The organism is Hylemonella sp. P2_B10, from assembly GCF_056404875.1.
Genome location: NZ_JBFUDE010000007.1, coordinates 94,783 through 116,885, shown reverse-complemented (window position 1 = coordinate 116,885; position 22,103 = coordinate 94,783). Strand labels below are relative to the sequence as shown.

Sequence of the window (22,103 nt, the reverse complement as noted above, 5' to 3'; positions counted from 1 at the left end):
CGATGAACGCGCCCACCGCCCCCGCCAGCGGGCCGCCACTATGGCGGCAGTTGCAACAGGTGGCGCAGGCGGTGGCGGCGGTGCGAGCTGGCAGCTCCAGCAGCACCGCGCTGGAGCCGGTGCCCGCCGAGTTGCGAGCCGGCGTGCAGGCGCTGCTGTTCCAGGTGTTGCGCACGCTGGGCCGGGCCGAGGCCTTGCGCAAGCGGCTGGCGCCGCGCGCACCGGCGCCCTTGCCCGACGCCCTGCTGTGCAGCGCACTGGCGCTGGCCTGGCAGCCCGAGGATGCGCCGTATGAGCCCTTCACCCTGGTGGACCAGGCGGTGGAGGCGGCCAAACGCACGCCGGCGCTGCGGGCCCAATCCGGCTTCATCAACGCCTGCCTGCGCCGGTTCCTGCGTGAGCGCGACGCGCAGGTGCAGGCCACCGACGACAACCCGGTGGCGCGCTGGAACCACCCGGAGTGGTGGATCAAGCGGCTGAAGGCCGACCACCCGGCCCAGTGGCAGCAGATCGTGCAGGCCAACAACCGGCGCGCACCGATGACGCTGCGCGTCAATGTTCGCCAGTCCAGCGTGGCCGGCTACCTGACCCGCCTGGCCGACGTGGGTTTGTCCGGCGTGGCCAATGGCGCCTACGGCATCACGCTGGCGCAGGCGGTGCCGGTGACGGCGCTGCCGGGCTTTGCCCAAGGCATGGTGTCGGTGCAGGATGCCGCGGCCCAGCTGGCCGCCCCCTTGCTGCTGGATGGCCTGGCAGATGACGTGGCAAACAGGGCACCACTGCGCGTGCTGGACGCCTGCGCCGCCCCGGGCGGCAAGACCGCCCACTTGCTGGAGCTGGGCGACCATGACGTCACCGCGCTCGAGGTGGACGCCCAGCGCGCCGAGCGCCTGCGCCAGACCCTGCAGCGGCTGAACCTGAAGGCCCAGGTCTGCGTGGCCGATGCCGCCGAGCCGGCCGGCTGGTGGGACGGCCGCTTGTTCGACGCCATCCTGCTGGACGCACCCTGCACGGCTTCGGGCATCGTTCGGCGCCATCCGGATGTTCGTTGGCTGCGGCGCGAATCCGATATCGCGCAGCTGGCCGTTTTGCAGGCCCGGATGCTGGCCGCGCTGTGGCCGCTGTTGAAGCCTGGCGGGCGGCTTTTGTACTGCACATGCTCGGTGTTCCGTGCCGAGGGCGAGCAGCAAGTGCAAACGTTTGTTGCGCACAACACTGGGGCATCTTTGCTGGCGTCGCCAGGGCATTTATTGCCTATTTCAACCTTGAACTCTGGCGCAGTCCCGGACAATCCAAGCAGTGATCATGACGGTTTCTTTTACGCGCTGCTGGAGAAAAATACAGTTTGAACGGGCTGTATGGCTGCTGTGCGCCTGCCTGATGGCCGCGCTGTGGCCGGCCTTGGCGCGGGCTGAACCGGTAGAGATCGAGCAGTTTCGCGTCGAGCGTTCACCCGACGGCGTGTATTTGAGCGGCTTCGCCAAGTTCGAGTTGCGCAATGCGCTGGAAAGCGCGCTGAACAGCGGCGCCACGCTGTTCTTCGTCGCCGAGGCCCAGGTGCAGCGCGAGCGTTGGTACTGGACCGACAAGACCGTGATCTCGGCCCAGCGGCACTTCCGGCTGACCTACAACCCCACCACCCGGCGCTGGGGGCTGCGCGTGTCCGACGGCCCCATCATCGGCAACGGCCTGGGCAATTCGCGTGGGTTTGACAGCCTGGCCGAGGCCATGGCCGCGGTGCAGCGGTTTTCGCGCTGGCGCATTGGCGACGTGTCCGAGCTGGACCCGGAGCAGAAGCACCGGGTGGAGTTCAAGTTCTACCTCGACCAGTCGCAACTGGCCCTGCCCTTCCAGATCGGGGTGCTGGGCCAGTCGGACTGGAACATTTCCGCCACCGCCACCCAGCGCCTGCTGCCTGAGGGCGGCAAATGAGCGTCGCCGACCCTGGCCGGCCGCTGAGTTGGTTCTCGTTGCAGAATTCGCGCGCACTGCGCTGGACGGTGGGCCTGGGGGCGGCCAGCATGGTGGGCATGTCGCTGGTGCTGTTGCTGCTGCTGACGCAGGCCACCGACAACCACCAGACCTACGTCAGCAACTACAAATGGCTGCTGGGTCTGAATGTTGCCGCTCTGGTGGTCTTGCTGATCTCCACCGGCTGGATAGGCGTGCGCCTGGCGGTGCGCTTCCGTCAGGGGCGCTTTGGCAGCCGGCTGCTGGTCAAGCTGGCGGCCATCTTCGCGCTGGCGGGCTTCGCGCCCGTCATGGTGGTGTACGTGGTGTCGTACAACTTCGTCTCGCGCTCGATCGACAGCTGGTTCGACGTCAAGGTGGAAGGTGCGCTGGATGCCAGCCTGCGGCTGGGCCAGGTGACGCTGGAAACCTTGCAGACCGACCTGGCCAACCGCACGCGCGCCGCCGCCGTGCAACTGGGCGATGCGCCCAGCCTCACCGCCGGGCTGGCGCTGGAGCGCTTGCGGGATCAGTTGGGCGTGCGCGACGTCACGCTGTTCGGCTCCTCGGGCCAGGTGCTGGCGGTGGCGGGGCAGTCGCAGTTCCAGCTGCTCAATGCCGAACACCCCAGCGCCAGCCGCTTTCGCGCCGCCCGCGTCAATCGGTACGACACCTGGGCCGAGGGGTTTGACGACACCGCGCGCCCGGACAACCCGGACAACGGCCGCATCAAGGCGCTGGTGCTGGTGCCCAATGTGGGCATAGGCCAGCTGGGCGAATCGCGCTTTGTGCTGGTGACGCAGTCGCTGTCGGCCACGCTGGTGACCAACGAACTGGCGGTGCGCCAGGCGCTGGTCGGCTACAGCGAGCGGCAACTGGCGCGCGAAGGCCTCAAGCGCATGTACCTGGGCACGTTGACGTTGTGCCTGTTCCTGGCGGTGTTCGGCGCCGTGCTGCTGGCCGTGCTGTTGGGCAACCAGATCGCCCGACCACTGCTGTTGCTGGCCGATGGCGTCAGCCAGGTGGCCGCCGGCGATCTGACGCCCAAGGCCGCGCTGCAGGGCAAGGATGAGCTGGGTGGGCTGACGCGCGCCTTCGCCAACATGACCAGCCAACTGGCCGACGCGCGCCGCGCGGTGGAGACCAGCATGGAGCAGGTCAGCGCTGCCCGGGCCAACCTGCAGACCATCCTGGATAACCTGACGGCCGGCGTGATCGTGCTGGACGCGCAGGGCGTGATCCAGTCGTCCAACCCCGGCGCCACCCGCATCCTGCGCGTGCCCATGGCCGCCAGCGAGGGCAAAAACCTGGCCGACATTGACGGCCTGCAGGAGTTCGCGCGCAGCGTGCAGTCGCACTTCAACATCTTCCTGGGCACCCACCATGAGCACGGGCTGGACCACTGGCAGCAGTCCTTCGAACTGGATGCCGCCGCGCCGCGCCAGACGCCCGGCCCCTCGAGCGGCGCCATCACGCTGGTGGCGCGCGGCGCCGAGTTACCGGGTGCCAACCGGTTGCTGGTGTTTGACGACATCTCCGAAATCGTCTCGGCCCAGCGCGTGCAGGCCTGGGGCGAGGTGGCGCGTCGGCTGGCGCACGAGATCAAGAACCCGCTGACCCCCATCCAACTGTCGGCCGAACGGCTGGAGCTGAAGCTGACCGGCAAGCTGGGGGGCACCGAGCAGGCGCTGCTGACCAAGTCCGTCAAGACCATCATCGACCAGGTGGACGCCATGAAGCGCCTGGTCAACGAATTCCGCGACTACGCCCGCCTGCCGGCGGCCGAGCTGAAACCGCTGGACCTGAACCTGCTGGTGGCCGAGGTGATGCAGCTCTATGGCGGCGGCGACACGGTGCCGCTGCGGCTGGAACTGGACAGCCGCTGCCCGCTGATCCTGGGCGATTCGCACCAGCTGCGCCAGGTGGTTCACAACCTGTTACAAAATGCCCAGGACGCCACCGAAACTGCCGCCCGCGAGGGCGAGCACAGCGTCACCATCAAGACGCAGTGGCTGGAAACCCTGAAACGGGTGCGCCTGAGCGTGGTCGACAATGGCACCGGCTTCCCCGACAGCATCCTGAAACGGGCCTTTGAGCCCTACGTCACCACCAAGGCCAAAGGCACCGGCCTGGGGCTGGCGGTGGTGAAGAAAATTGCCGACGACCATGGCACCCGGGTAGATATCGTCAACCGGGTGGTGGACGGCGAGCTCCGGGGCGCCCAAGTATCGTTATCATTCGCTATTGACGAAACCGCGCCCGCCTGAATTCAACAACAGCGGGCCGCCGGCTTTGCCTTAGTCACCAAGGGACAGCGCGCATCACATCATGGCAAATATTCTGGTAGTGGACGACGAACTGGGCATTCGCGATTTGCTGTGGGAAATCCTGAATGACGAAGGCCATAACGTGGAAGTGGCCGAGAACGCCGCGCAGGCGCGCGCCGCCCGCCTGCGCGACAGGCCCGACCTGGTGCTGCTGGACATCTGGATGCCCGACACCGACGGCGTGACGCTGTTGAAGGAATGGTCCACCACCGGCGCGCTGACCATGCCGGTCATCATGATGAGCGGCCACGCCACCATAGACACCGCGGTGGAAGCCACCAAGATCGGCGCGCTGGCCTTTCTGGAAAAACCCATCACGCTGCAAAAGCTGCTGAAGGCGGTGGAGCAGGGCCTGGCGCGCGGCAACACGCGCAAGCCCGTGCCGCCGCCGCTGCCGCATGCCATGGAGCACGCGGTGAGCGTGGCCACCACCACCAGCCCCATGCTGGTGGCCAACATGGACAGCGGCCCGCAGTCGCGCCAGAACTTCACGCTGGACAAGCCGCTGCGCGAGGCGCGCGACGAGTTCGAAAAAGCCTACTTCGAGTACCACCTGGCGAAGGAAAACGGCTCCATGACCCGGGTGGCCGAAAAGACCGGCCTGGAGCGCACCCACCTGTACCGCAAGCTGAAGCAATTGGGCGTGGACCTGACGCGCGGCAAGCGCGCGGGGTGAGGGGCGGCGGCCCTTTTTTGGCCGCTGACGCGCGCCGCCGGAAGGCGGCTTTTTTCTGGTTATAATTGAAGGCTCAGGCCCGGTAGCTCAGTCGGTAGAGCAGAGGATTGAAAATCCTTGTGTCGGTGGTTCGATTCCGCCCCAGGCCACCATCTTTCTTTCTCAAACGACCCCAAGTTAGTTCAAAGTCCTTGTGCATCAAGGACTTAGCTCGAAAGAGCGGCTCAAGCGGTGTCGTTGAATCCCAAGTCGTTACACACTCAGCCTTCCCCTCGCTGCCACCAGTGCAGCAGCCGGCGCTCGACCGCGAGCAGCGCGAGGTTCATGCCATAGCCCACTGCCGCAAGCAGGAAGATGGCGGCGTACATGTCGTTCGGTCGCATGGCATATTGCATGGTCATGATGTAGTAGCCGATGCCCTCGGAGCCGGCGATCATCTCGGCGACGACGCTCACGATGAGCGCCAGTGCCAAACTGGTGCGCAGTCCCGCCAGGATGAACGGCAGGCCGGCCGGCAACACCACCTGCGCCAACGTGCGCAGGCGCCCCACCTGGAACGTGCGCGCGACGTCCAGGGCGGTCGGGTCCACCGCACGCACGCCGCCAATGGTGTTGACCAGCACCGGGAAGAAGCAGGCGAACGACACCACGAACACCTTCATCGCGTGATCGATGCCCAGCAGCAGGATAAGCGGCGGCACGATGGCCGGCATGGGTATGGGGCGCAGCAGCTCCACCAGGGAGCGCAGCGCGGCGTTCACGAGCGGGAATGTCGCCATTGCGATGCCGAGCAGCACCCCCAGGACCGATCCGATGGTGAAGCCGGCCGCCATCCGCCACAGCGTGGATGCGAACACCTGGGCCAGCTCACCGCTACCCAGCCCGGTCGCGAGCGCGCGCAGGATGTCAGTCACCGGCGGCCAGTTGGTGCTCGATACGCAGCACAGCGCGGACACCTGCCAAAGCACCAGCAAGAGCACCAGCAGCAGCACACCCCAGAGCCGGTACGAGCGGGTGCGCACGCGTCAGGCCTCGTACACCAAGCGCCCGTCGACTGCGGTCGCCAGCACACGCGCGCTGCGCAAGGCCTCGGGATCGCACCTGACGGGGTCGACCGACAGCACCGTCCAGTCAGCCAGCAGGCCGGGCCGCAGCATGCCGCGCTCGTGTTCGCTGAAGCTCACGTAGGCCGCATCGCGCGTGTAAAGCGCCAGGGCTTCCTCACCGCTCACGGCCTGCAGGCGGCCCACGGGCTCGTCCGTCCCCGCGATGTGGCGCGTGCGCGCCTGCCACAGCCCAAGCAGCGGCTGGTAGGGCGTGACGGGGGAGTCGGAGCCACCGCCCACCACGACGCCCGCATCGAGCCAGCTGCGCACGGGCGTGGCGATCGCCATCAGCGAGGTGCCGAAGCGTTTCACCAGCAGCGGCCCGAATGTGTACTGCATCGAACACTGCGTCGCCACCGTGATCCCCATCCGCGCCGCTTCGCGAATGTTGCGTTCCTCCGGCCACAGATAGGCGTGGATCAGGCTGAAACGCAGCGGGCGCAGCGGGATTTCCTTGTCGATCTCGGCGAAAACCTCCAGCGCGATGTCGATGGCCTTGCCGCCCACCACGTGCACGCCGAGCGATGAGCCGGCGCGGGCGCACGCCCACGCGATCTGCCGGAACGACTCCGTGGGCGTGACCTGGATGCCGCAGTTGCATCGCTCGTCGGGATAGGGCTCGCGCATCAGTGCAGTGCCCAGTGACGCGCCGCCGTCCAGAAACAGCTTCACCCCGCCCAGCTTCAAACGCGCATCGCCGAACCCCGCGCTTAAGCCCGCATGCGCGATGCGGTCCAGGTTCTGCTGCAACGGCAAGCTGGAATCCGACAGGGGCATCATCACGCAGCGCATCGTCAGATCGCCACGCTGCCACAGCATCTGGTACAGGCGCATCATCTCCGGCGTGACGCCCGGATCCATGATGCCGGTCAGGCCTGCGGCATGGTACTCGCGCTGCATTCCGCGCAGTGCATCGGCCTGCTCCTGCACGGAACTCGGTGGAACGAGACGCGCCACCTGCTCGAACGCCGGCGGCTCGAGCAGCAAGCCGGTGGGATGGCCATCGGCGTCGCGCTCGAAGCGCCCCCCGGGAGGATCGGGCGTTTCGGCGCCGATACCGGCCATCCGCAGGGCCAGCGTGTTGGCCACCCCCACATGCCCTACACGGGGCAGGTAGACGGGTCGGTCCGCACACGCCGCATCCAGCTCCTGTCGCGTGGGGTAGCGACCCTCGCGCAGGCTCGCGACATGCCAGCCGCTGCCGCTGGTGATCCAGGGCCTGTCCGGGTTGCGCTGGGCATAGGCCCGGATCGCGTCCTGCACGTCGGCAATCGAACGGGCCGGTGCCAGGTCCACCAACCGCGTCTGGATGGCGGTCCACTGCATGTGGTTGTGGGTGTCGATCAGGCCGGGCACCACTGTGCCTTCGCCGTAGTGCACCTCTCGCGGTGTCGGGCCCAGCGCAGCGCGGGCTTCGTCCAGTGTGCCGACGGCCACGATACGGCCACCCTGGGCCGCCAGGGCCTGCGCGTGCGGCCGGGCCGGATCCATCGTCACGATGTTCCCGGTCACCAGCACCTGTTCCTGCGTCGCCATGGGCACCTCAGCGCGAGGCCTGGGTGGCCGTGCGGTGGAGGATGGATTTCGGGTCGAACGGTCCCTCCAGCAGGCCGTTGCGCCGCATCTGGTCCACCACTGGCTCCAGGGCGGCGGGGTCTATCACCTTCTCGGATGGCGCGGACGGAAGCTTGGCGATCACTTCCGTGGGCATGCGCGTGTAGCCGGAGATGATCTTGTGAAGCTCCTCGGACTTGAGGTTCTGGTTCATCCAATCGACGCCCTTGTGGTAGGCGCGTACCCAGCGTTCTATCAGCTGCGGATTCTGCTGGATGTAAGCCTTGCTCGCCACGTACTGCGCCACGGGCATGTGCTTTTGCACCGTGGTGTAGGGGTAGGCGATCACCTGCATGTCGGCGGCGACGGCCCCCGACACGAAGGGTTCGACGGCGAATGCCGCATCAACGCGGTCTCCGCGCACCGCGTCCACCATCTGCGGGAACGGCACTTCGAGGTAGGTCACGGCATCCGGGTTGCCGCCCGTTGCGCGAACCCAGGCGCGCGCATAGAGCCAGATGATGTTGTTGCGCGTGTTCACCGCGATCCGCTTGCCTTCCAGGTCCTTGCCTGTTTTGTAGTTCGTGCCCTTTTTTGCAATCAGCGCGGCTTGGTCTGGCGGCGCGTCACCTGTGGTGCTGCCCGGCGCGATGATCTCGACACCCAATCCCTGTTTTGCGGCCTGGATGATCGACACCACGTTGCTGAAGACAATCTGCACCTGCCCTGCGGCAAGCGCGGGAATGCCGGCGGCGCCCCCCTGAGTCGGGGTCGTGTCCACTTCGATGCCCTCGGCGGCGAAATAGCCCTTGGCGACCGCGACCTGCAGCGGGGCAATGTCGATGATCGGGATGATGCTGACCCGCACCTTGGTCGTCTGGGCGCGAACCAGCGGTGTGGCCAAGCCGAGGGCGGTTGCTGCAATGGCGGCGGCGGCTGTTCGCCGGCGCAGAGGGAGGTTGTTCATCACGTCTTCTCCTGGTGGGGTGGGTACAAGGGAAATTCGGACCGTTTCAGCCGGCGCGCGTGCCGGACCAGTGGATGACACGCCGCTCGATGCGCACAAAAACTTCGTTCAGCGCGTAGCCCAGCACCGCGAGGATCACGACCCACGCGTACATGTCGACAATGCGGAATGAGCGCTGGAGGTCGATGATCAGGTAGCCGATGCCACCGGTGCCGGCCATCATCTCGGCGATCACCACGAGCACCAGCGCGATGCCCAGGGCGATGCGCATCCCGGACAGGACCAGGGGCATGGCTGACGGCAGCACCACCTTCCACAGCAGCGCCGCGCGCGAGTGCTGGAAGGTGCGCGCCGTGTCCACCATCACGGGATCGACGCCGCGCACGCCCTGGATGGTGTTGATCAACACCGGGAAGAACACGCCCAGCGCGACGGCGGTGATCTTCATGGTGTCGCCAAGGCCCAGGAACAGCATCAGCGGGGGCAGCAGGGCGGGCTTGGGCAGCGGGCGAAGGACTTCGACCAGCGGTTCCAGCAGCCCATGCACCGGGCGAAACCGGCCCATCAGCACACCCAGGACGATCGCCAGCATGCAGCCCATGGTGTAGGCGAGCACCAGCAGGTACATCGTGCGGCCCAGTGGTTCGAAGATGCTGCCGGCTGTCACCACCGCGAACAGGCGTTGCGCCACGGCGGTTGGCGGCGGAACCAGCACGGGGTCGATCCAGCTGGTGCGCGTGGCAAGCTCCAGCAGCAGCACGAGCACCAGCAGGACGCCCGGTCCCAGCCAGGATTGCAGCCGTTTGCGGGGTGGCATCGCCGCGCTCATGGCGCTTTCCCCAGAAGCATCGCGAGCAACTCGTGCCGCAGCTCCAGGTAGCGCGGCGTCTGCGGCGTCTCAAGGCGGTCGCGCGGCCGCGGCAATCCGGTCTCCAGCACGCGGACCACGCGCGCGGGCCGGGCCGAGAGAACCGCGATGCGGTCGGCGAGGAAGATGGCTTCGTCGGCATCGTGCGTGACGAGCACCGCGGTGAAGCCGTGCTTTTGCCAGAGGTCCTGCACGATGGCGTGCAGTTCCAGCCGCGTGAGCGCATCGACGGAACTGAAGGGCTCGTCCATCAACAGCACCCGTGGCTGCGCAGCGAGGGCACGCGCGATGGTCACCCGCTGCTGCATGCCGCCCGACAACTGCGCGGGGTAGTGCCCGGCGAAATCGCCCAGCCCCACCATGTCGAGGTAGTGGCGGCTGCTGGCGCGCGCCTTGGCGCGGCTCATGCCGGGGCGATGTTCGACCGCGAACGCCACGTTGTCGATCACGGTGCGCCAGGGAAACAGCGACTTTCCGTATTGCTGGAACAGGTAGACGATGCCAGGCGGCGGTGCGGTGACGGCTTGGCCATGGAGCTGCACCACGCCCCGGGTTGCCTGCATCAGCCCGGCCGCGATCTGCAGCAGCGTGGACTTGCCGCAACCGGAGGGCCCGACGATGGCGAGGAACTCGCCTTCGCGGACTGCCAGCTCGATATCTCCCAGGGCCTCGGTCTGGGCTGCGCCGACGCCGAAGGTTTTGCCGACCCCGGACAGGGACAGGCAAGCGGGGCTGTTCATGCTCTGTTCGTCGCGCATGGCCATTGCAGGTGGCGCTTTAGCGGCCCACCACCAGACGGATCGCCGGCAGCAACTGTTCGGCTTCGGTGCGCCGCTCCAGCGCGAGGCGCATGTTCACCTGCGCGACCTCGGTGTGCTCCACCGCGAGCGCTTGCGCGCGCGCACCTTCGCCGCGTTTGAGCGCGTCGAACAGCATGTGGTGCTGACGGTGCGCGTACAGCATCCAGTCGCGGTCCAGTGCCACGCTGCCTTGCATCGGCAACATGGCGGACGCCGGGGCGAACGGGAGCTTGTTGTTGAGCGCCACGGCGCGCTGCAGTGCCCTGTTGCCGCTGCCGGCCAGCACCAGGGCGTGGAAGCGGTCGTTCATCACCGCGTAGGCGGCATAGCTCTCGTAGCCCAGTGGATTGTCCAGCAGCAGCCGGTCGCCTTCGTCAAGGCAGTCCTGCAACTCCAGCTGCAGCTGGCGCGGCAGGCCGTGCTCAGCCACCAGCCGCGCGGCCATGCCTTCGAGGTGGCCGCGCACGGCGATCGCGTCGGCCACTTCCAGCGGCGTGAACTGGCGCACCAGGTACTTTCCGGTTTCATTGGCCTCGACCAGACCTTCCTGCTCGAGCGTGACGAGCGCGGCACGCACGGGCGTGCGCGACGCCCCCAGCCGCTCGGCCAGCTGCTGCTCGGCGAGCTTGTGCCCGGGCGCGAACTCGCCACGCAGGATCAGGTCGCGCAGCTGCATCAATACTGTCTCTTGCAAGTTCATCAGACTAATGTACACTGATTTTTAATTTCGGGATACCGTTTTAAGGAGCCAAGCATGAGAGCCGAACAAAACGAATTGCTCACACGCACCGGTCCGGGCACGGCCTGCGGCGCCTTGCTGCGCAGCTACTGGCAGCCGGTCGCCCTGGTGGACGAGTTCAACCCGGCGCTGGACACGCGCATGGCACAGCGTCCGGTCAAGGCGCTGCGGGTCATGGGCCAAGACCTGGTGCTGTTCAGGGATGCGGCCGGCGCCTGGGGCCTGCTGGACCGCGATTGCCCACACCGCGGAGCTGACCTGTCGTTCGGCCGCGCCGAGGGCGACGGCCTGCGCTGCCCATTCCACGGGTGGAAATTCGACGTCACCGGCCGGTGTCTGGAAACGCCAGCCGAGCCCACCGGCAGCAAGCTGTGCGAGCGCGTGCAGCAGCGCAGCTACCCGGTGCTGGAGCGCAGCGGCATCCTCTTCGGCTGGTTCGGCGAGCCGGGCAAGGCGCCGCCCTTTCCCGAATTCGACTGCTTCGCCGCGCCTGGCACGCACACCTTCGCGTTCAAGGGACTGTGGAACGCCAATTGGCTGCAGTGCTTCGAGGTGGGCATCGACCCGGCGCACCCGTCCTTCCTGCACCGCTTCCTCAACGATGAGGCGCTGGAACAGGTCGGCGACAACGCGGCGGGCAAACAGTTCCGCAGCGCCAGTGCCGGTGAAGTCGATGGCGAACGCTGGCCGATGACGCGGATCATGCGGGAGTTTCACCAGCCCGACATCAGTCACGAGGCGCAACCCTGGGGCCTGCAGCTGACGGCTGTGCGGCAGATGACGCCGGAGCTGACGCATGTGCGCGTCACGCAGGCTATCTTTCCCCACACGTTTGTGATCCCCCTGTCGGAGACGCTGACCATCACGCAGATGCACGTGCCGGTCGACGACACGCACACCTACTGGTACTCGGTCTTCACCAGTTTCGCCGGCCCGGTTGACAAAGAGGCCATGCGCAACCAGCGGCTGCAGTACATCAGCCTGCCGGATTACACACCTAAGTCGGGCCGCCACAACAACTGGGGTTTCAACGCCAGCGAGCAGCGCACCCAGACCTATCTGGGCATGGGCGAGGACGACATCAACGTGCACGACCAGTGGGCGGTGGAGAGTATGGGCGCGATCCAGGACCGCACGCGCGAGCACCTGGGCACCAGCGACAAAGTCATCATGGCCAACCGCCGGACGCTGCTCAAGGCGATCGAAGCGGTGCAGGCTGGCGGCACGGCGCCGGGCGCCGCAGATGCGGCGCAGGCGACGGCGATGCGCGGTCCCGACACGGTGGACGGCATTGCGCCAGCCGGTGCCTGGCCCACCTGGTGGCGCGAGCGCGTGAAGGCCAAGCGCGACGGCGCGCCCTGGATCGAAAAGTCACCGTCAGAGCCGGTGACCGCATGAACAGCTTTGCCCAGCGTTGCGGCATCCACGATGCCGCGCGCGAGCGGGCGCTGCAGCAGACGGCAGGCCTGATCGACGCGGCCGGGCTGGAGCTGGTGCGCTTCGCGTGGTGCGATGTGCACGGCGTGACGCGCGGCAAGACGCTGGTCGCGTCCGCCGCAGCCGAGGCGATGCGTGGCGGCGTCGGCATGGTCAGCACCCTGATGCTCAAGGACACCTCGGACCGCACCGCGTTCAAGGTGTTCGAGCCCGGAGGCACGGCGGATCTGCGCGGCTTTGGCTTCGCCAACAACCTGTTGCTGCTGGCCGACCCCGCCAGCTTCAAGCAATTGCCCTGGACGGACAAGACCGGCTGGGTGCGCGCCCAGCCGTGGTTCCAGGATGGCACGCCGGTGGAGCTGGACACACGCCGCGTGCTCGAGCGCGCGCTGGCACGGCTGAAGCAGGCCGGCTTCGCGATGCAATGCGGCCTGGAAGTCGAGTTCCACATCTACAGGATCAGGGACAGCGCCGCGCAGCTCGATCCCATGCAGGCCGACTGGCCGGGACCACCGCCCGCCGTGAGCCTGGTCCACCCCGGCTACAACCTCCTGACCGAAGGCTGGTTCGACATGGCCGAGGAACCGATGCGCATCGTGCAGCACACGGCGCAGGCGCTGGGCCTGCCGCTGCTGTCGCTGGAGATCGAATTCGGCCCCAGCCAGGTGGAAGCGGTGTTCGACGTGACCGACGCCATGACGGCCGCCGACAACATGGTGCTGTTCCGCAACGGCGTGAAGCAGGCCTTGCGCCGCGCAGGCTACCACGCCACGTTCATGTGCCGCCCGCCCTTTCCCAGCATCATGTCCAGCGGCTGGCATCTGCACCAGTCGCTGGTGGACAAGGACAACGGCCGCAACGTGTTGCAGCGTGAGTCGCCGGCCGCGCAGAGCACGCCCGCCGACGCGCAGCACACGCTCTCCGCCACGGGCGAGCATTACCTGGCCGGACTGCTGGCGCATGCACGCGCGATGACCGTGTTCTGCACGCCCACCATCAACGGCTTCGGACGCTTCCGGCCCAACGCGCTGGCGCCGCAGTCGGTGCTGTGGGGCCGCGACAACCGCGGCGCCATGCTGCGGGTGATCGGCGAATGCGGCGACCCCGCCACGCGTATCGAAAACCGCATCGGCGAACCCGCGGCCAATCCCTACCTCTACCTGGCTTCGCAGATCCACGCCGGGCTGGACGGCATCGAGCGCCGGCTCAAGGCCGCGCCGGCCACCGACGCGCCCTATGCCTCCAGCGATGCCCGCCTGCCCACCAGCCTGGGTGAGGCGCTGGAAGCACTGCAGAGCGACGCCGCGCTCAACGCCGCTTTTGGGGAGGCATTCATCAACTACTTCACGCGCATCAAGCGGTCGGAGCTGCTGCGCCACGAGCAAGCCGACGACAAGGACGAATTCCAGCGCCGTGAGTATTTTTCCCGCATATGACGTCAATCACTATCAAAATCATAGCGATATCCGATGCCCGGGAGATCGTCGCAGGTCAGTTCATAGGTCAGACGGGCCAGAGCCTCATGCAGGCCGCAGTCGACGCCAACGTGGCGGGCATCGAAGCCGACTGCGGCGGCCTGCTGACGTGTGGCACCTGCCACGTGTACGTGCGCGAGCCGTACGCCGGCTTGCTGCCCGCACCCGCCCCAGACGAGATGGCGATGCTGGAATTCACCGCTGCGCCGCGCCGGGCCAACAGCCGCCTGTCGTGCCAGATCGGGTTGACCGATGCGCTCGATGGCCTCACCATAGAGTTGCCCGCAAGCCAACACTAGAAGCGGCCGCCGACAGATGTTCCGATTTCAGTCGCGCTCAGCGGGTGCCCAGCGTCAGCAGCATCAATCGCCCCTTGCTGCCCAGATCTTCATTGACGGTCAGCAAAATACGCCCTTGCGCATCTTCGGCCAGCCCGGTTACCTGCGACGTCGCTTCGCTGTTCGCCGCGCGCTGGTAGCCCGGTAGCAGCGACGAGATGTCGGTCCAGCTGTCACCCGCGTTGTCGGACCAGGCCAGGTAGGGCTTGCCGGTGGCCTTGTCGAAGCCAGCCACCACGACGCGGTTGGGCTGGTTGGCGGGCGACAGGAAGGCGGTGATGTAGGGGTAGCTGTTGTCGGCCTGTACCTTCTTGATGACGAACTTGAAAGCCTGGCCGCCATCGTCGCTGCGCAGCAGGCCGCCTTCCACACCGATGAACACGCGCTGCGGGTTGTTGCCATTGGCCACCGAGGTGATGAACTGCACGTTGCGGTTGTCCAGCTCGGGCAAGGTCAACGGTGTGGTGGCGGGGGTGACGGCCTTGCCGTCAGCGCTCAGCGTGTAGGCGCGGATGAAGGCAGCATCCAGCGGGCACTCGCCGCCGACCAGCACCTTGTTGCCCATCACGTGGAAGGCCTGGTGGGTGCAGATGCCCGCCTCCATCCGGCCCAGCAGTGCGCGCCAGGTGACGCCCTTGTCATCGGACGCCAGCAGGTTCAGGTCGGCGCCGGCGTTGGAATACAACCGCGTGCCCACCGCCTTCAAATCGTCGGCCCACATGACGTCGCAATACGTGCCGTAGCAGGAATGCAGGCCCTGGTCCTGTACCTTGAAGGTCAGCGTCGCCTCGTCCAACACGCACTGGGAATGCTCGGGGTTGGTGGCGCTGTTGAAGCCGGTGGACTGCATCAGGTACAGCGCGCCCAGCGCGGACCGCAGGCGCGCCGCGCGCGCGAAACCGCTGTCGCCATACGCACCCAGGGCGCAGCCGCCCAGGTTGACCGGCTGCCAGGACGTGCCGGCACCCAAGGTGCCGGTGGCGCGCAGCACGCCCGAGCCCAGCGCCTTGGCGGTGTACAGCGGGATGTAGGCCGCCTTGCTGTCAATGGTGATGCCCTCCATGCCGCGCTCGGAGCTCATCAGCAGGTCGGCATGGGTGGTGGTGGTGGGGCTGTCGTTGCCGCCGCCGCAGGCGCTTAAGCACAGTGCCAGCAGCGCGCACGCTGCGGCGAAGAAATGAAATGGTCGAAACATGGTGAATAGAGCGAGATGACAAACAAGAGTGAAAGTGAAGATGCCGTGCACGGCGGTCGCATTCTAGGAACGGCTTGGCGCTTGCGCGGCAACTCACCTGCAGGTGTGCGTGATTGCCATCACACGCGTGGGCGATCGCCGTCATCAGTGCCTGCGATGACGTACGGCGTACGGCTTGCGCGCTATCATCGCGACGCATTCATTGCAGGAAGTGATCGCATGACAGACCAACCCATTCGCTTTGACGATGGCGCCGCCTATGAAAACATGATGGGACGCTGGAGCGCGCTGGTGGGCGAGCGCTTCCTGGACTGGATCGCCGTGCCCGCGGGCGCGCGCTGGCTGGACGTGGGCTGCGGCAACGGTGCCTTCACCGTGCAGATCGTCGAGCGCTGTGCGCCTGCACACGTGCAGGCTTTCGACCCCTCACCCGGCCAGCTGGCCTATGCGCGCACCCGTCTGCCTGCCGGCGCGCCGGTGACCTGGGCCGAGGGCGATGCCATGAAGCCGGCGGTGGGTGATGCCAGCGCTGACGCCGCCGTGATGGCGCTGGTGTTGTTCTTCGTGCCCGAGCCCGCGGTGGGCGTGGCCGAGATGTGCCGCGCGGTGCGCTCCGGTGGTGTGGTGGCGGCCTACCACTGGGACATCCTGGCCGGCGGCTTCCCGCTGGCCGACATCGGCGCCGAGGCCATGAAGCTGGGCATTCCACCACGCCTGCCGCCCAGCGTGCAAGCTTCCACGCTGGAGGCTTCCGAGGCCCTGTGGAAAGGGGCGGGGCTGCAACAGGTGCGGAGCACGCAATTCACCGTGCAGCGCCGTTTCGACAGTTTTGACGACTACTGGAACAGCGCCGCATCCAGCAACACGTTGCGCAGCATGTTCGAAACCATGCCGGCCGACGAACTGGCCACGCTGCAAGCCAACGTGCGTGCCCGGGTGCGGGACGATGGCGGGCCGCTGACACTGAGCGCGCGCGCCAACGCGGTCAGCGGCACCAAGCCTTGAAGGGTGACGTGGGGCGGGCGCGCTAGAACGCCACCCGGTCTTTGCCCTTCAGCCCCAGCATCGCGCGCGCCTCGTTGGGCGTGGCAATCTCCAGCGACAACTCTTCCAGGATGCGGCGAATCTTTTGCACCTGCTCGGCGCAGGACTTGGCCAGCTGCCCCCGGCCCAGGTAGAGGCTGTCTTCCAGCCCCACGCGCACGTTGCCGCCCATCACCGCGCCCATGGTCAACAGCGGCATCTGGTGGCGGCCGGCGCCGAGGATGGAAAAGCGGTAGTTGTTGCGGCCGAACAGCCGGTCGGCGGTGGTGCGCATCACCACCAGGTTCTCCGGGTCCGGACCCAGGCCGCCCAGGATGCCGTAGATGCTCTGGATGAACAGCGGGCCGCTGACCAGACCTTCGTCGACAAAATGCGCCAGGTTGTACAGGTGCCCGACGTCGTAGCATTCAAACTCGAAACGCGTGCCGCAGTCCTCGCCCAACACCTTCAGGATGTGCTTGATGTCGCGAAAGGTGTTGCGGAAGATCACGTCCTCCATGCCCTCCACGTGTGGCTTCTCCCAGTCGTGCTGCCAATGTGTGATCTTGCGCGCCGCCGGGTGGATGGAAAAGTTCATCGAGCCCATGTTCAGCGAGCACATTTCCGGCTGCGCCTGCAGCGGGTAGGCGAGGCGTTCGGCCAGCGTCATGCGGGTGCTGCCGCCGGTGGTGATGTTGATGACGGCGTCGGTGGCCGCGGCGATTTGCGGCACGAACTGGTCGAACACCTTGGGGTCGGCACTGGGCCGGCCGTCCTGCGGGTCGCGCGCGTGCAGGTGCAGGATGGCCGCGCCCGCTTGGGCTGCCTCGATCGCCTGCTCGGCGATCTGGCCCGGCGTCAACGCCAGGTAGGGGGACATGCTGGGCGTGTGCACCGAGCCGGTGACGGCGCAGGAGATGATGACTTTGTCGCGTTCGGTGGCCATGGTGTCACAGGTACTCGATGTTGCCGTCCACGCTGATGGCCTGGCCGGTCAGGTTGCGCGCCGCCGGCGAGCTGAGGAACAGCGCCATCGCCGCCACATCCTCAGCCGTGACCATGCGGCGCAGCGAGATCTTGCGCATGTATTCCTCGCGCATGGCCTGCGCGCTCACGCCCATGGCAATGGCGCGCGCGGCGATCACCGCGTTCATGCGCTCGCCCTCCACCGTGCCCGGCAGGATGGCGTTGACGCGCACGCCCTGCGGGCCTAGCTCGATGGCCAGCGACTTCATCAGGCCGATGATGGCCCACTTGGTGGACGCATACGGCGTGCGCGAGCCATAGCCCAGGCGGCCCGCCACCGAGCTCATGGCGATCAGGCAGGGGTTGGCGCCCGAGGCCTTCAGCAGCGGCACGGCGCGGCGGGCGAAGTAGTACTGGCTGTTCAGGTTGACGGCGATGGTGCGCTCCCAGCCGCTGGCGTCTATGCTTTCTATCGGCCCGGTGGGGCCGGCGATGCCGGCGTTGTTGACCAGCACGTCCAGCCCGCCCAGGGTGCCGTGCACATCGTCAAACACGCGGTCCACGTCGTCGGCCACCGAGGCATCGGCCGTGCTGGAGGTGATGCCCGGCGTGTCGGTGTTCATGCGGTCCAGCGCGGTGCGGTCGATGTCGCACACATGCACCCGGGCGCCCGCTTCGTGAAAGGCCCGGGCCACGGTGGCGCCTATGCCGCCGGCGCCGGCGGTGACGAGCACCCGCAGACCCTGCGGCGGACGTAGTGATTCCAGTATGTTCATGCGGAGGTGTGTGACGCGGCTGCTCCCTGACGGGCCGTGGCGCAGACCCAACCGGCCTGCTGCAGGCAGTCTCGCCGCTGCGGGTGCAAAATCCAATGTCGTGGGCCCACACCGGGCGGCGCCATCCTATGTGATCGGACATTTCGGCCAAAGCCGGCTGCCTGTATTGCACGATGATCGCGCTCGGCCGTCCCAATTTCCAATCAGCGATGAGGAGCATCAGTGTGAAGAAGGCTGTTCTGTTGGATGACGCCAAAGACGTCGCCTCCGAGTTGATCAGCTTGCTGCACCTGGGAGCCCATGCCGACGAGTTCGCCAGCCGCCTGGCGCAGCTGGACCAGTTGGCCGATGACACACCGGGCAAGTCCGCGCAAGTGGAGCTGGTGCGCATGGCGATGGGGGTGCGCAACCGGCTGGAGCTGCAGCAGCAGCGCGAGCGCGGGATGCTGGCCGTGATCGAATCGGCGCAGGATCTGTCGGGCCGGCTGGACCTGACCGGGCTGCTGCAGGCCATCGTGTCGCGTGCCCGCCACCTGCTGGGCTCACAGGTGGCCTGGCTGTCCACCTACGACAGCGACAAGGACGAGTTCCATGTGATGGTGGCCGACGGCGCCCTGTCCAAGGGCCCGGCAGGCATGGTGGCGCGGCGCGATCTGGGTGTGGCCAGCATCGTGATGTCCACCCGGCTGCCATTCACCACCCCGGACTACCTGCACGACAAGCGCTTCCCGCACGACGCCAAGCTGGACGCCACCTTCCGCGACGAGGGCATCGCCGCACTGGTGGGTGCGCCGCTGATCTGGGACAACGAGGTCATCGGCCTGCTGTTCGTCGCCGACCGCTACCACCGGGCGCACACCGCGCTGAACGTCTCTGTCCTGTGCACGCTGGCCATCCACGGCGCCGTGGCGATCAAAAATGCGCGTGCTTTCGAGCAGGCACGCGCGGCGCTGCACAAGGTGGAGGTGGCGCGCACCGAGCTGGAGCGCCACGCGCGCAATGTGCAGGCCGCCGCCGAGGCGCATGAGCAGATGACCTCGCAACTGGCGCGCGGCGCCTCGCTGTCCGCGCTGTGCCAGACCATTGCCGAGCTGCTGGGCGGCAGCGTGCTGGTGCTGGACGAGGCCGCCCAGGTGCTGAGCCGGGGTTGTGCCACTGGCTATGCCGGTCCCGGCGCGCAGGCCTATTCACCGTTTGGCCACCAGCACAGCGCGCAGCTGGCGCAGGCGCTGCGCCAAAGCCGCCAGGTGGGCCGCTCGGTGCTGGCCTATGAGGCCGATGGCGAGCTGTGCCGGCTGGTGGCCGTGATCGGCGGCGACGACGTGCTGGGCTCCATCCTGCTGTTTCGAGGGCAGGATCTGGATGAGCTGTCGATACGCACCTTCGAGCGCAGCGCCAGCGTCATCGGCATCGTGCTGCTGTCGCAGGAGCGCATGGAGGCGGCCCGCAGCCGCAGTGGCTCCACGCTGCTGCGCTCCATCGTCTCGGCCCGCCAGGACGAGGCCGCTTTGCTGGCCAACCGGGCCGAGCGGCTGGGCCTGGACCTGGCCAAGCCGGTGTCCCTGCTGCTGCTGGAGATGGGCGACGTGAAGCCAGGCTATGCGGCGCGCCGCCTGGGGCTGGGTGCCACCGTGCCCAATGTGCTGTTCGACGAGATCGATGGCCTGCTGGCGGTCCTGTGCGCAGCCACCCGGGCCGACGACCTGCGCGATGCCCTCTGTGCCCAGGCCAGGGCCGAGTTTGGCGGCGCCTTTCGCGGCGTGCTGTCGCGCCCGGTGGCCGGCCCGGCGGAAGTGCCGGCCCTGTACGCCACGCTCAGGCGCGCGCTGCCCATCCTGGGCCGCATCGGCGTGGGCGGGCACATCGTCGGGCAGAACGACATGGCGCTGTATTCCACCTTGTTCGAGACGCACGATCAGAGCAGCCTGAAGGGTTTTCTGGACGCCACCATAGGCCCGCTGATCCTGCACGACCACAAACGCGGCTCGGAGCTGACCGTCACGCTGCTGAGCTATTTCGACTGCAATCAGAATGCCAAGACCACCAGCCAGCGGCTGAACATCCACGTCAACACGGTGCGGCAGCGGCTGGCCAGCGTGGAGGAACTGCTGGGCTACTGGGGCAGCGCCACGCGCGCGCTGGAGCTGCACATCGCGCTGCGGTTGTGGAGCCTGAGCGCGCCGGTGCAGCGCTAAAAAAAAGCCCCGGCAACTGCCGGGGCCAGTGCAACAGGCCGCGCCGCGGGTGAGCCGGCGCGCCCTTGATTTAACTCACTGCACCGAAATCTGCTTGGCTGTCTGCGAGGCGTTGAACAGCAGCGTGGAGGGCCAGGTGGGCCAGGTCAGCCCCAGCGCCGAGTTGTTCGGGTCACCCGTGCGGGCGAAGGCGCCGATGGTGCGCATCATCGCGTCCGACAGCGCCAGCCGCCCCGGCTGGTTGGCATTGGAGTACGAGATGTTGGCGAACAGCGACGGCCCGAAGTTGCCGAAGAAGAACGGCAGGTCGAACGCGTGCGCGGCGCCGTAGATGTCGTTGTAGGGCGCGGGCAGCTGGTCCCAGTCAAACCGGTAGTACCAGATGTTGTTCTGCTGCGTCTTCAGCGCCGCCAGCACGCTGTCGCGGCTGTTGAGGAAGAAGATGCGGTTCAGCTGCTCTGCCCGGGCGGTGAAACCGGTGGTGGGCGCGTTCACCGGCAGGTAGGCGGCCGGTATCCATTGCTCCAGCGTCGAGGTGGACGGCGCGTTGGGGTCGTTGTTGTAGGCGATGGAGAACACCGTGGCGTCGTTCAGCAGCCGGGCGCTGGGCAGTCCGGTGGCCACCAGCGGGATCAGCGTCGGGAACAGCTTGCCTTCGTCGCGCGTGTTGCCCACCAGCATCGGCACCTTCAGCGCCTTGCCGGCCATGATGGTGGCGATGGGGTCGGTGGGGATCACCGTGCCATCGGGTATCGGCCCGGAGCCCGAAGCACCCAGCGGCGCCAGGGATTTGAGCACCGTGGTCAGGATGGTGTCGGCGCTCTTGCTTCGCATGTAGGCGGCCACAGTCTCATTGCTCTGCGCGGCCACATAGGCGTTGGCGTTGGCGGCACTGGTCAACCCATCGCCCACCGCCAGGAAGGCTGCGAGCGCCAGGCCCTGGCCCTGGTAAGCCGAGGCCGGCGCCAGTGTGGCGATGGAGCCGGCCGGCACCTGGTTGGCCAACGAGATGCCACCGCTGATGGGCAGCAGCCGGTGCACCAGCGACGGGTTGGCGTTGACCACCAGCGGCGAGGTCATCACTGCATAGACGTTCACCGCGCCGGCCGACTGGCCCATCAGCGTCACGCTGCCGGGGTTGCCGCCGAAGTTGGCGATGTTCTTGTTGACGAAGTTCAGCGCCTTGATGATGTCCAGCATGGCGAAGTTGCCCGAGTCGTCCAGCGCGTTGCCGGTCTTGAGCTGCGGCAGGTTGAAGAAGCCGAACATGCCCAGCCGGTAATTGACGCTGACCACCACCGCGTTGGCGGTGCGGGCCAGGTTGGCGCCGTCGTACATCGGGTCACCGGTGTAGCCGCTGATGTTGCTGCCACCGTGCACCCAGACGACCACCGGCAGGTTGGTGGCCGCACCCACCGGGCGCCAGATGTTCAGGTACAGGCAGTCCTCAGAGCCCACCGTGGTGCCCAACGACGTGCCGATGGTGGTGTCGTACCTGTTGTTCAGGCCGGGGCCGTACAGGCGGCTGCCCTGCACGCAGGCGTTGCCGAACTGCTGCGTGGCCTTCGGCGTGGTCCACGGGTCCGGGTCGGCCGGCGCGCGCCAGCGCAACGCACCCACCGGCGCCTTGGCAAAGGGCACGCCCTTCCAGGCGTAGGTGCCGTTGGTGGCCGAGTGGTCGGTGCCTATCACCGAGCCATAGGCGGTCTGG

At 67.2% G+C, this 22,103-nt stretch carries 18 protein-coding genes, 1 tRNA gene and 1 pseudogene; 10 read left to right on the top strand and 10 right to left on the bottom strand.

Translation table 11 applies throughout. The features are described 5' to 3' along the window. Nucleotides 1–2: 2 nt before the first annotated feature. The 5 genes from rsmB (at nucleotide 3) to AC1DX2_RS24955 (ending at nucleotide 5,105) form a co-directional block, all read left to right on the top strand. The gene (gene rsmB, locus AC1DX2_RS24975) at nucleotides 3–1,349 is read left to right on the top strand and encodes a 16S rRNA (cytosine(967)-C(5))-methyltransferase RsmB (protein WP_477199148.1); all 1,347 of its coding nucleotides are present in this window, start codon (nucleotides 3–5) and stop codon (nucleotides 1,347–1,349) included. Beyond that, nucleotides 1,306–1,932 (top strand): DUF4390 domain-containing protein, encoded by a 627-nt coding sequence (locus tag AC1DX2_RS24970; protein WP_477199147.1) that lies wholly within the window; start codon nucleotides 1,306–1,308, stop codon nucleotides 1,930–1,932. The genes rsmB and AC1DX2_RS24970 overlap by 44 nt, the downstream gene beginning before the upstream one ends. Beyond that, nucleotides 1,929–4,217 carry a sensor histidine kinase gene (locus tag AC1DX2_RS24965; RefSeq protein ID WP_477199146.1) on the top strand — a complete coding sequence of 763 codons (2,289 nt, stop codon included), beginning with the start codon at nucleotides 1,929–1,931 and terminating at the stop codon, nucleotides 4,215–4,217. The genes AC1DX2_RS24970 and AC1DX2_RS24965 overlap by 4 nt, the downstream gene beginning before the upstream one ends. A gap of 61 nt (nucleotides 4,218–4,278) precedes the next feature. Then, nucleotides 4,279–4,953, top strand: coding sequence for a response regulator (locus AC1DX2_RS24960; RefSeq protein ID WP_477199145.1), 675 nt, complete (start codon nucleotides 4,279–4,281; stop codon nucleotides 4,951–4,953). Nucleotides 4,954–5,029: 76 nt separating this feature from the next. Next, nucleotides 5,030–5,105, top strand: a tRNA-Phe gene (locus tag AC1DX2_RS24955). 108 nt (nucleotides 5,106–5,213) lie between these two features. Here the strand turns inward: AC1DX2_RS24955 and AC1DX2_RS24950 are convergent. From AC1DX2_RS24950 to AC1DX2_RS24925, 6 genes are read right to left on the bottom strand one after another with little or no spacing between them, the layout of a single operon-like run. Next, nucleotides 5,214–5,975: an ABC transporter permease gene (locus AC1DX2_RS24950; RefSeq protein WP_477199144.1), complete on the bottom strand. Its 762-nt coding sequence runs from the start codon at nucleotides 5,973–5,975 to the stop codon at nucleotides 5,214–5,216. A 3-nt stretch (nucleotides 5,976–5,978) separates the two neighbouring features. Next, nucleotides 5,979–7,595, bottom strand: coding sequence for an amidohydrolase (locus AC1DX2_RS24945; RefSeq protein ID WP_477199143.1), 1,617 nt, complete (start codon nucleotides 7,593–7,595; stop codon nucleotides 5,979–5,981). A gap of 7 nt (nucleotides 7,596–7,602) precedes the next feature. Further along, the gene (locus tag AC1DX2_RS24940; RefSeq protein WP_477199142.1) at nucleotides 7,603–8,580 is read right to left on the bottom strand and encodes an ABC transporter substrate-binding protein; all 978 of its coding nucleotides are present in this window, start codon (nucleotides 8,578–8,580) and stop codon (nucleotides 7,603–7,605) included. Between the two features lie 46 nt (nucleotides 8,581–8,626). Continuing rightward, entirely contained in the window at nucleotides 8,627–9,409 is a 783-nt protein-coding gene (locus tag AC1DX2_RS24935; protein ID WP_477199141.1) for an ABC transporter permease, read from the bottom strand. Next, nucleotides 9,406–10,212 (bottom strand): ABC transporter ATP-binding protein, encoded by an 807-nt coding sequence (locus tag AC1DX2_RS24930; RefSeq protein WP_477199140.1) that lies wholly within the window; start codon nucleotides 10,210–10,212, stop codon nucleotides 9,406–9,408. The genes AC1DX2_RS24935 and AC1DX2_RS24930 overlap by 4 nt, the downstream gene beginning before the upstream one ends. 13 nt (nucleotides 10,213–10,225) lie before the next feature. After that, nucleotides 10,226–10,948, bottom strand: a complete 723-nt coding sequence (locus AC1DX2_RS24925; protein WP_477199139.1) for a GntR family transcriptional regulator — start codon at nucleotides 10,946–10,948, stop codon at nucleotides 10,226–10,228. Nucleotides 10,949–11,002: 54 nt separating this feature from the next. On the opposite strand from AC1DX2_RS24925, the gene AC1DX2_RS24920 reads away from it, so the two are divergent. The 3 genes from AC1DX2_RS24920 to AC1DX2_RS24910 are packed head-to-tail and all read left to right on the top strand — an operon-like array spanning nucleotide 11,003 to nucleotide 14,198. Then, complete coding sequence (locus tag AC1DX2_RS24920; RefSeq protein WP_477199138.1) at nucleotides 11,003–12,385, top strand: Rieske 2Fe-2S domain-containing protein; 1,383 nt, start codon at nucleotides 11,003–11,005, stop codon at nucleotides 12,383–12,385. Beyond that, the gene (locus AC1DX2_RS24915) at nucleotides 12,382–13,860 is read left to right on the top strand and encodes a glutamine synthetase family protein (protein ID WP_477199137.1); all 1,479 of its coding nucleotides are present in this window, start codon (nucleotides 12,382–12,384) and stop codon (nucleotides 13,858–13,860) included. Before AC1DX2_RS24920 ends, AC1DX2_RS24915 begins: the two co-directional genes overlap by 4 nt. Further along, nucleotides 13,857–14,198, top strand: coding sequence for a 2Fe-2S iron-sulfur cluster-binding protein (locus AC1DX2_RS24910; protein ID WP_477199136.1), 342 nt, complete (start codon nucleotides 13,857–13,859; stop codon nucleotides 14,196–14,198). The genes AC1DX2_RS24915 and AC1DX2_RS24910 overlap by 4 nt, the downstream gene beginning before the upstream one ends. A gap of 37 nt (nucleotides 14,199–14,235) precedes the next feature. Here the strand turns inward: AC1DX2_RS24910 and AC1DX2_RS24905 are convergent, their stop codons facing one another. Next, a complete protein-coding gene (locus AC1DX2_RS24905) occupies nucleotides 14,236–15,432 on the bottom strand; it encodes a beta propeller repeat protein (protein WP_477199135.1) in 1,197 nt (398 codons plus the stop codon). Between the two features lie 219 nt (nucleotides 15,433–15,651). Here AC1DX2_RS24905 and AC1DX2_RS24900 point away from each other — a divergent pair, with 219 nt between their 5' ends. Then, nucleotides 15,652–16,437, top strand: a complete 786-nt coding sequence (locus tag AC1DX2_RS24900) for a class I SAM-dependent methyltransferase (protein ID WP_477199134.1) — start codon at nucleotides 15,652–15,654, stop codon at nucleotides 16,435–16,437. A gap of 22 nt (nucleotides 16,438–16,459) precedes the next feature. On the opposite strand, the gene kce is transcribed toward AC1DX2_RS24900, so the two are convergent. Next, nucleotides 16,460–17,401 (bottom strand): 3,5-dioxohexanoate:acetyl-CoA acetone transferase, encoded by a 942-nt coding sequence (kce, locus tag AC1DX2_RS24895; protein ID WP_477199133.1) that lies wholly within the window; start codon nucleotides 17,399–17,401, stop codon nucleotides 16,460–16,462. A gap of 4 nt (nucleotides 17,402–17,405) precedes the next feature. Continuing rightward, nucleotides 17,406–18,197, bottom strand: a complete 792-nt coding sequence (locus AC1DX2_RS24890; RefSeq protein ID WP_477199132.1) for an SDR family oxidoreductase — start codon at nucleotides 18,195–18,197, stop codon at nucleotides 17,406–17,408. 242 nt (nucleotides 18,198–18,439) lie between these two features. Here AC1DX2_RS24890 and AC1DX2_RS24885 point away from each other — a divergent pair, with 242 nt between their 5' ends. Further along, nucleotides 18,440–20,392 carry a helix-turn-helix domain-containing protein gene (locus AC1DX2_RS24885; RefSeq protein ID WP_477199131.1) on the top strand — a complete coding sequence of 651 codons (1,953 nt, stop codon included), beginning with the start codon at nucleotides 18,440–18,442 and terminating at the stop codon, nucleotides 20,390–20,392. A 75-nt stretch (nucleotides 20,393–20,467) separates the two neighbouring features. On the opposite strand, the pseudogene AC1DX2_RS24880 reads toward AC1DX2_RS24885, so the two are convergent. Continuing rightward, nucleotides 20,468–22,099 (bottom strand): annotated as a pseudogene (locus tag AC1DX2_RS24880) (carboxylesterase/lipase family protein); the annotation flags it as partial. Between the last annotated feature and the right edge of the window lie 4 nt (nucleotides 22,100–22,103).